The sequence below is a fragment of the Streptomyces sp. CO7 genome (assembly GCF_053474865.1).
The window spans coordinates 110642-118744 of record NZ_JBRIOU010000004.1 but is presented as its reverse complement, the minus strand read 5'-3'; the positions used below and the strand labels follow the sequence as shown (position 1 = coordinate 118744).

At 71.9% G+C, this 8103-nt stretch carries 10 protein-coding genes; 9 read left to right on the top strand and 1 reads right to left on the bottom strand.

Annotated features, from left to right (window positions below; all coding sequences use genetic code 11):
- A partial coding sequence (locus ACOV8S_RS13230; RefSeq protein WP_448318020.1) for an ACT domain-containing protein occupies nucleotides 1-402 on the top strand: 402 nt, incomplete at its 5' end.
- A 147-nt stretch (nucleotides 403-549) separates the two neighbouring features.
- Nucleotides 550-2103, top strand: coding sequence for a signal recognition particle protein (gene ffh, locus ACOV8S_RS13225; protein WP_448318019.1), 1554 nt, complete (start codon nucleotides 550-552; stop codon nucleotides 2101-2103).
- A gap of 129 nt (nucleotides 2104-2232) precedes the next feature.
- Here the strand turns inward: ffh and ACOV8S_RS13220 are convergent, their stop codons facing one another.
- Nucleotides 2233-3093: an SAM-dependent methyltransferase gene (locus ACOV8S_RS13220; protein ID WP_448318018.1), complete on the bottom strand. Its 861-nt coding sequence runs from the start codon at nucleotides 3091-3093 to the stop codon at nucleotides 2233-2235.
- A gap of 553 nt (nucleotides 3094-3646) precedes the next feature.
- Here ACOV8S_RS13220 and ACOV8S_RS13215 point away from each other — a divergent pair.
- The 7 genes from ACOV8S_RS13215 (at nucleotide 3647) to lepB (ending at nucleotide 8075) form a co-directional block, all read left to right on the top strand.
- Nucleotides 3647-4246 (top strand): hypothetical protein, encoded by a 600-nt coding sequence (locus ACOV8S_RS13215; RefSeq protein ID WP_108954186.1) that lies wholly within the window; start codon nucleotides 3647-3649, stop codon nucleotides 4244-4246.
- Nucleotides 4247-4480: 234 nt separating this feature from the next.
- Entirely contained in the window at nucleotides 4481-4909 is a 429-nt protein-coding gene (gene rpsP / locus ACOV8S_RS13210; protein ID WP_351112121.1) for a 30S ribosomal protein S16, read from the top strand.
- Between the two features lie 2 nt (nucleotides 4910-4911).
- Nucleotides 4912-5151, top strand: a complete 240-nt coding sequence (locus tag ACOV8S_RS13205; protein WP_108954184.1) for an RNA-binding protein — start codon at nucleotides 4912-4914, stop codon at nucleotides 5149-5151.
- A gap of 122 nt (nucleotides 5152-5273) precedes the next feature.
- A complete protein-coding gene (gene rimM / locus ACOV8S_RS13200; protein WP_448318017.1) occupies nucleotides 5274-5933 on the top strand; it encodes a ribosome maturation factor RimM in 660 nt (219 codons plus the stop codon).
- The gene (gene trmD / locus ACOV8S_RS13195; RefSeq protein ID WP_448318016.1) at nucleotides 5933-6766 is read left to right on the top strand and encodes a tRNA (guanosine(37)-N1)-methyltransferase TrmD; all 834 of its coding nucleotides are present in this window, start codon (nucleotides 5933-5935) and stop codon (nucleotides 6764-6766) included. The genes rimM and trmD overlap by 1 nt, the downstream gene beginning before the upstream one ends.
- 136 nt (nucleotides 6767-6902) lie before the next feature.
- Entirely contained in the window at nucleotides 6903-7253 is a 351-nt protein-coding gene (rplS, locus tag ACOV8S_RS13190; RefSeq protein WP_020128707.1) for a 50S ribosomal protein L19, read from the top strand.
- Between the two features lie 45 nt (nucleotides 7254-7298).
- Nucleotides 7299-8075 (top strand): signal peptidase I, encoded by a 777-nt coding sequence (gene lepB / locus ACOV8S_RS13185; RefSeq protein WP_448318015.1) that lies wholly within the window; start codon nucleotides 7299-7301, stop codon nucleotides 8073-8075.
- Nucleotides 8076-8103: the final 28 nt, after the last annotated feature.

The window sequence follows — 8103 nt, the reverse complement described above, 5'->3', positions numbered from 1 at the left end:
GCCGAGTACGGCTCCCTCCCGCAGGCCGCCCGGCTCCGCGCCGACCTGGTCCGCGCGCTGGACGGCTCCCTCGACATCGCGGCCCGCCTCGCCGAGCGCGACGCCGCCTACCCGCGCCGTCGCGGAGGACCGGCGGCGCCCCCGCAGGTCACCGTCGCCCCGGCGGCCTCCCGGCACGCCACGGTGATCGAGGTCCGGGCGCACGACGCGCCGGGGCTGCTGCACCGGATCGGCCGGGCCCTGGAGACGGCGGGGGTCAGGGTGCGCAGCGCGCACGTCAGCACGCTGGGGGCCAACGTGGTCGACAGCTTCTACGTGACGGACGTCAAGGGCGAACCCCTCCCCGACGCCGAGGCCGCCGAGGTCGCCCACGGCCTCGAACACACCCTCCGCACCACCTGACCCCCGCACCCCCTCGCGCGGTCGCCCCGACCGCCCGCGCGGTGTACGCGCGGGCGGGAAGCCACCGGCAGGGACCGGGAGGGGTCCGGGGCGGATACCCTGGACACCACATTCATCCGCCCCCGACACCGAGGACCGACGAGCGCCGTGTTCGATACCCTCTCCGACCGCCTCAGCGCGACTTTCAAAAACCTCCGCGGGAAAGGCCGGCTCTCCGAGGCTGACATCGACGCCACGGCGCGCGAGATCCGTATCGCGCTCCTCGAGGCGGACGTCGCCCTGCCGGTCGTGCGCTCCTTCATCAAGAGCGTCAAGGAGCGTGCCCTCGGCTCCGAGGTCTCGAAGGCGCTGAACCCGGCCCAGCAGGTCATCAAGATCGTCAACGACGAGCTGGTCACCATCCTCGGCGGTGAGACCCGCCGGCTGCGCTTCGCCAAGACCGCGCCGACGGTGATCATGCTGGCCGGTCTGCAGGGTGCCGGTAAGACCACCCTCGCGGGCAAGCTCGGCAAGTGGCTCAAGGACCAGGGCCACTCCCCGCTGCTCGTCGCGGCCGACCTCCAGCGCCCCAACGCCGTCAACCAGCTGAGCGTCGTCGCCGAGCGCGCCGGTGTCGCGGTGTACGCGCCGGAGCCGGGCAACGGCGTCGGCGACCCGGTGAAGGTCGCCAAGGACTCCCTCGACTTCGCGCGGTCCAAGGTCCACGACATCGTGATCGTGGACACCGCCGGCCGCCTCGGCATCGACGCCGAGATGATGCAGCAGGCCGCCGACATCCGGGACGCGGTGAGCCCGGACGAGATCCTCTTCGTCGTCGACGCGATGATCGGTCAGGACGCGGTCAACACGGCCGAGGCCTTCCGCGACGGCGTCGGCTTCGACGGCGTGGTGCTCTCCAAGCTCGACGGCGACGCCCGCGGTGGTGCGGCCCTGTCGATCGCGTCGATCACCGGCAAGCCGATCATGTTCGCCTCGAACGGCGAGAAGCTCGACGACTTCGACGCCTTCCACCCGGACCGGATGGCCTCCCGCATCCTCGACATGGGTGACCTGCTCACCCTGATCGAGCAGGCGGAGAAGACCTTCGACCAGGCCGAGGCCGAGAAGATGGCCTCCAAGCTGGCCTCCAAGAAGGGCCAGGAGTTCACCCTCGACGACTTCCTGTCCCAGATGGAGCAGGTCCGGAAGATGGGGTCGATCTCCAAGCTGCTCGGCATGCTCCCGGGCATGGGCCAGATCAAGGACCAGATCAACAACCTCGACGAGCGCGAGGTCGACCGCACCGCGGCGATCATCAAGTCGATGACCCCCGGCGAGCGCAACGACCCGCTGATCATCAACGGTTCCCGCCGCGCCCGTATCGCCAAGGGCTCGGGCGTCGAGGTCAGCGCGGTGAAGAACCTGATCGAGCGGTTCCTCGAGGCCCGCAAGATGATGTCCCGGATGGCCCAGGGCGGCGGGATGCCCGGCATGCCGGGGATGCCGGGCATGGGCGGCGGCCCGAACCGCCAGAAGAAGCAGCAGAAGAAGGCCAAGGGCAAGCAGCGCTCCGGCAACCCGATGAAGCGCAAGCAGCAGGAGCTGGAGGAGGCCCAGCGCCGCGAGGCCGCCGCCGCGCAGGGCGGCAACGCCTTCGGCCTGCCCCAGCAGGACGCCCAGAACTTCGAACTCCCCGACGAGTTCAAGAAGTTCATGGGCTGACGCGTCGGTCCACGCACCGTCGCGCGGGATCCCGCGCGACGCCGAGCCGGGTGCGCCCCCTCACGGGGGCGCACCCGGCTCTCGCGTTCAGGGACCCGACGGCGGGCCCGGTGAGGGCCCGGCGACGCGTCAGCGGGTGCGGGCGACGAGGTAGCGGAACACGTTCGGCATCCACACCGTGCCGTCCTGGCGCACGTACGGGTGCAGGGCCTCGCGCAGCTCCTTGTCGACCTGGTCGTGGTCCGTGGCGGCGGCCGCCGCGTCGAACAGCCCGGTCGACCACAGGCCGCGCACCGCGCTGTCGGTCCCCGCGTAGCCGAAGGGGCAGGAGACCCGGCCCGAGCCGTCGGGGACCAGACCGGCCCGCCGGGCCACGTCCTCCAGGTCGTCCCGGCCGGCCGGCCGCCAGCTCCCCGGCGCCCGGGGCTCCGCCAGCCGCTCCGCGACCCGCAGCACCGCCGTCGTCGCGCACCGCTCCGGCGGCCCCCACCCGGTCAGCACCACGGCCGCGCCGCGCTCGGCGAGCGGCGCCGCGTCCCGCAGCCGGGCGACCAGGGCGTCGGTGTCCCCGGTCAGGCAGCCGACCGGCTCCAGCGACGTCACCACGGTGTACGCCCGCGCCCGGGCCGGCGGCTGCTCGGCCAGCCGCGCGGCGCCCGCCGGGGCCGGGGCGCCGGCGCCCTCCTCGTGGGCCGTGAGGTGGGCCGCGAGCCTTTCCCTCGCCAGGTTGAGCCGTTCAGGTGAGTCGCTCTCCACGCCGGTGACGTCGGCGCCGCGCGCCGCCGCCATCAGCAGGGCCAGCCCCGAGCCGCAGCCGAGCCCCAGCAGGCGGGTGCCCGGGCCCACGCCCAGGCGCGTGTGCACGGCCTCGTAGAGCGGGACCAGCATGCGTTCCTGGATCTCGGACCAGTCGCGGGCCAGCGCCCGCGGGCCCGCCCCCGTGGTCCGGGTCGTACGGGGAGGGTGAGGTCGCAGGAGAGTGGATGTCATGTAGCGCCCCAATCGCCGAAGTGTTGCCGCTTTCCGGCCGTCCGTCGGTCCGTGCCGTCCGTGCCGTCGTCGTGCGCCGCGCCGCCCCCGTCCGTGCCCCGGCTTCCCCCCGTATGCCAGGTAACTGCTAGGACGCTGTCCCGTCCAGGGCGCTTGGACACCCCATTGCCGGATGCGGGCGTATAAGGCGAGATTTCACATACCGGTAACCCGGAGGGCAACCGGAGACGGGGGTGCCGCGTCAGGAAGGGTGAGGATTCGTGAACCGGGACCCGCCGTCAGGCTTCGGCCTAACGGGGTGTAACCTCGCGATCACGTCGTAATCGCGCCAAGCTGTGGCGCGCGCCGGGGCGCACGTCGAGCCTCGTGCGCCGGGTACCGCCCTGTACGTACGTGTGACTACGTACCGGCTTGCGGTGAGACGTCGGCCTTCTGCGCAGATCAGCGCACCCGTCCTCGTCCGGACGCATCAGAGAGAACTGACGGGTACGTGCAAATTATTTGAGATGCCCCGGAATAGGAACACGGAGGGGCGCGGCGTCGTTGTCATTACGTGAGCACGACACCACCAGTTCTCGCCGCCGAGCTGGCACAGGCATGGGCCGACATCCAACGGCACCATCCCGAGCTGCCTGACCTGGCCGCGCCCGAATCACTGATCGGGGAGTCCTCGTCCGCCTGTGGACACGAACTCTCCTTCGAGCGACTCCTCCATGAGGCAGTCCACGGCATCGCCGCCGCCCGTGGCATTCGCGACACGTCGCGGGCCGGCCGCTACCACAACCGCAGGTTCCTGGCGATCGCCGAGGAGCTCGGGCTCGACCACTCCGAGGAGCCGCATCCCAGCAGCGGCTTCTCGCTGGTCACGCTCAAGCCCGAGGCCAAGCGCCGGTACCGGCCCACGATCGAACGGCTGCAGCGCGCCCTCAAGGCGCACAACGCGGCTGTGGCGTCGGACACGGCCGGCACCTTCCGGGGCCCTGCGGCCCGTCACGGTTCCTCGGGGGGAGGTGTGCGGGTCAAGGCCGTCTGCGACTGCGGCCGCAACGTACGTGTCGTTCCTTCCGTCCTGGCGCAGGCGCCCATCGTCTGCGGGGGCTGCGGGAAGCCCTTCAGGATCCCCGAGCCCGAGCCGCTCGCCGCGGCGAGCTGAGGCGGCGCGGGTCCCGCGTGGAGCCGGCGCATCGTGGACGCCGGCCCTGCGCGGGCCCCGTACGCCCCCGTTCGGATCCGGGGCCGGTCATATGGCAGAATGGCCAGCTGTACTCGACAGTCGCACAGGACCCCTCTCTCCTCCGGCTGACGCGTCCATCGGGCACTCGGTGCCGCAACCCCACGCGGCTTCCCGTCGCGCCCAACCACGTCAATTCCAGGAGATTCCACTCCCGTGGCAGTCAAGATCAAGCTGAAGCGTCTGGGCAAGATCCGTTCGCCTCACTACCGCATCGTCGTCGCCGACAGCCGTACCCGCCGTGACGGCCGGGCGATCGAGGAGATCGGCAAGTACCACCCGACGTACAACCCGTCGGTGATGGAGGTCGACGCCGAGCGTGTCGCGTACTGGCTCTCCGTCGGCGCCCAGCCGACCGAGCCGGTTCTCGCCATCCTCAAGAAGACCGGCGACTGGCAGAAGTTCAAGGGCGAGCCCGCCCCCGCGCCGCTGCTTCAGCGCGCCGAGAAGCCGGCGCGTCCGTCCTTCGAGGCGCTCGGCGGCGAGGACACCGGCAAGGGCGAGGCCATCACCCAGAAGAAGAAGGCCGAGAAGAAGGACGAGGCCGCTGCCGAGTCCGCTCCGGCTGAGTCGACCGAGGCCTGAGCATGCTCGAGGAGGCTCTCGAGCACCTCGTGAAGGGCATCGTCGACAACCCTGACGATGTGCAGGTCGCCTCCCGCGACCTGCGTCGCGGGCGCGTGCTCGAGGTCCGGGTCCACCCGGACGACCTCGGCAAGGTGATCGGCCGTAACGGCCGCACCGCTCGCGCCCTGCGAACCGTCGTGGGCGCCATCGGCGGTCGCGGCGTCCGTGTCGACCTGGTCGACGTGGACGACGTCCGCTGACACACGCAACACCGGCTCGGGCCGGGGACGGCCTCACAGCCGTCCCCGGCCCGACGTCGTTCCCGGCGTCGTTCCCGACCTCGGGTCCGTCCCCCGCAGTCCCGACCAGGAGAGCAAGCACAGTGCAGCTGGTAGTCGCACGGATCGGCCGCGCCCACGGCATCAAGGGCGACGTCACCGTCGAGGTACGTACCGACGAGCCGGAGCTGCGGCTCGCGCCCGGCGCCGTCCTGGCCACCGACCCGGCCTCGGTCGGCCCGCTGACCATCGAGACGGGACGGGTGCACAGCGGCCGGCTGCTGCTGCGCTTCGAGGGCGTGCGGGACCGCACCGGCGCCGAGGCGCTGCGCAACACCCTCCTCATCGCGGACGTCGACCCCGAGGAACTGCCCGAGGAGGAGGACGAGTACTACGACCACCAGCTGATGGACCTGGACGTGGTGACCGTGGACGGCGAGGAGGTGGGCCGGATCACCGAGATCTCCCACCTGCCCTCGCAGGACCTCTTCGTGGTCGAGCGTCCCGACGGCAGCGAGGTCTACGTGCCGTTCGTCCAGGAGATCGTCGTGGAGATCGACCTCGAGGAGCAGCGGGCCGTGATCGACCCGCCGCCCGGGCTGATCGACGAGCGCGCCGAGATCGCCTCCGCCCGCGACGCGGCCGCGGAGGAGCAGGCCTCGGCGTCCGCCGAGGAGGAGGCCTCCGGCGAGCAGCAGGCGTCCGGCGAGGAGCAGGCGTCCGGCGAGCGGGCCGACGACGAGACGAAGCGGGACCAGGGCTGATGCGTCTCGACGTCGTCACCATCTTCCCGGAGTACCTGGAGCCGCTGAACGTCTCCCTGGTCGGCAAGGCCCGCGCCCGCGGGCTGCTCGACGTCGGCGTCCACGACCTGCGGAACTGGACCTACGACCGGCACAACACCGTCGACGACACCCCCTACGGCGGTGGCCCCGGCATGGTCATGAAGACCGAGCCGTGGGGGGACGCCCTCGACGAGGTCCTCGCCGACGGGTACGAGGCAGGCGCCGGCGCCCCCGTGCTGGTCGTGCCGACGCCCAGCGGCCGCCCGTTCACCCAGGAACTGGCCGTGGAGCTCTCCGCCAGGCCCTGGCTGGTCTTCACCCCGGCCCGCTACGAGGGCATCGACCGCCGGGTGATCGACGAGTACGCCACCCGCATGCCGGTGTACGAGGTCTCCATCGGCGACTACGTGCTGGCCGGCGGCGAGGCCGCCGTCCTGGTGGTCACCGAGGCGGTGGCCCGTCTGCTGCCGGGCGTGCTCGGAAACGCCGAGTCGCACCGCGACGACTCCTTCGCCCCGGGCGCCATGGCCAACCTGCTGGAGGGGCCGGTCCATACCAAGCCGCCCGTCTGGCGGGGCCGCGGGATCCCCGAGGTGCTGCTGAGCGGCCACCACGGGAAGATCGCCCGCTGGCGCCGTGACGAGGCGCTGCGCCGGACCACCGCCCACCGGCCCGACCTGATCGAGCGCACCGCCCCCGAGGCCTTCGACAAGAAGGACCGCGAGATGCTCTCCATCCTCGGCTGGGCGCCCGACCCCGGAGCCGGAGCGCACGGGCGGTTTTGGCGACGCGTCGAAGACGTGGAAGAATAGGCCGCTGTTGTGTGTGGCCCGGTCCGCGCCCCTGCCACAGGGGGACACGACGCGGCGTCCCGGCCACGGCGACGTTCTCCCGATGAAACCTAGCTCCCGTTGATGACCTGTGGCATCAGCGAAGAAAGCAGACGAAATGTCTCACCTGCTCGACTCCGTCGACGCCGCGTCGCTGCGCAGCGACGTCCCGGCCTTCCGCCCGGGTGACACCGTCAACGTCCACGTCCGCGTCATCGAGGGCAACCGCTCCCGTGTGCAGCAGTTCAAGGGCGTCGTCATCCGCCGCCAGGGCGCCGGTGTCCGCGAGACCTTCACGGTCCGCAAGGTCTCGTTCTCCGTCGGCGTCGAGCGCACCTTCCCGGTGCACACCCCGATCGTCGAGAAGATCGAGCTGGTCACCCGCGGTGACGTGCGTCGCGCCAAGCTGTACTACCTGCGCGAGCTGCGCGGCAAGGCGGCGAAGATCAAGGAGAAGCGCGACAACTGAGCTCGCGCCGGTGTGCCGGCGGGGGCCGGATAGCATCTGCCCCCTATGGACACCGAAGCTCAGCACCAGGAGCGCGACCGCTCCTTCCCGACCGCGTCCGAGGACTCTCCTCGGCCGCAGGACGGGGAGGCGCGGTCGCGCTTCGCTGTTTCCCGGGGAGCGGGGCGGGACGCCCCGGACGCCGGGGACGGTGACGAGGGCGGCGACACGCAGGAGGGGGGCGGCTTCCGCGACTGGCTGCCCGGCGGAAGCCTCACGCTGACCCTGGGGGCCTGCCTGGTCTTCCTCCTGGCCGTCACGCTGTTCGTCGCCCAGCCCTTCCGCATCCCCAGCTCCTCCATGGAGCCCGCCCTCGAGGCCGGTGACCGGGTCCTGGTGAACAAGCTGGCCTACCGCTTCGGCGACGGACCGGCCCGCGGGGACGTGGTGGTCTTCGAGGGCGGGTCGCGGTTCGGCGACGGCTACTTCGTCAAGCGGGTGGCCGGGGTGGGCGGCGACCGCGTGGTCTGCTGCGACCGGGACGGCCGGCTGCGGATCAACGGGCGCGCGGTGGACGAGTCGCCGTTCCTGGCCGGCGACGCCCCGTCGGCGGTGCCGTTCGACGTGGTGGTGCCCGCCGGAAGACTCTTCCTGCTCGGCGACCACCGCGCCGCCTCCCGCGACTCCCGGGACCACCTGGGCTCGCCGGGCGGGGGCATGGTGCCCGTGGAGGACGTCACCGGGCGGGCCGACTGGATCCTCTGGCCGGCCGGCCGGTGGACGCGGATCGAACCGTCCGGCGCCTATGCCGGCGTGCCCGAGGCGGAGGGGGCCCATGGGTAGGCGGGGACGTACACGAGGAGCGGGGGAG

Coding starts and splice junctions, on each gene's coding strand:
- ACOV8S_RS13220 (WP_448318018.1), bottom strand. CDS start 3,093: ATGACATCCACTCTCCTGCGACCTCACCCTCCCCGTACGACCCGGACC.
- ACOV8S_RS13205 (WP_108954184.1), top strand. CDS start 4,912: ATGCTCGAGGAGGCTCTCGAGCACCTCGTGAAGGGCATCGTCGACAAC.
- trmD (WP_448318016.1), top strand. CDS start 5,933: ATGCGTCTCGACGTCGTCACCATCTTCCCGGAGTACCTGGAGCCGCTG.
- rplS (WP_020128707.1), top strand. CDS start 6,903: ATGTCTCACCTGCTCGACTCCGTCGACGCCGCGTCGCTGCGCAGCGAC.
- lepB (WP_448318015.1), top strand. CDS start 7,299: ATGGACACCGAAGCTCAGCACCAGGAGCGCGACCGCTCCTTCCCGACC.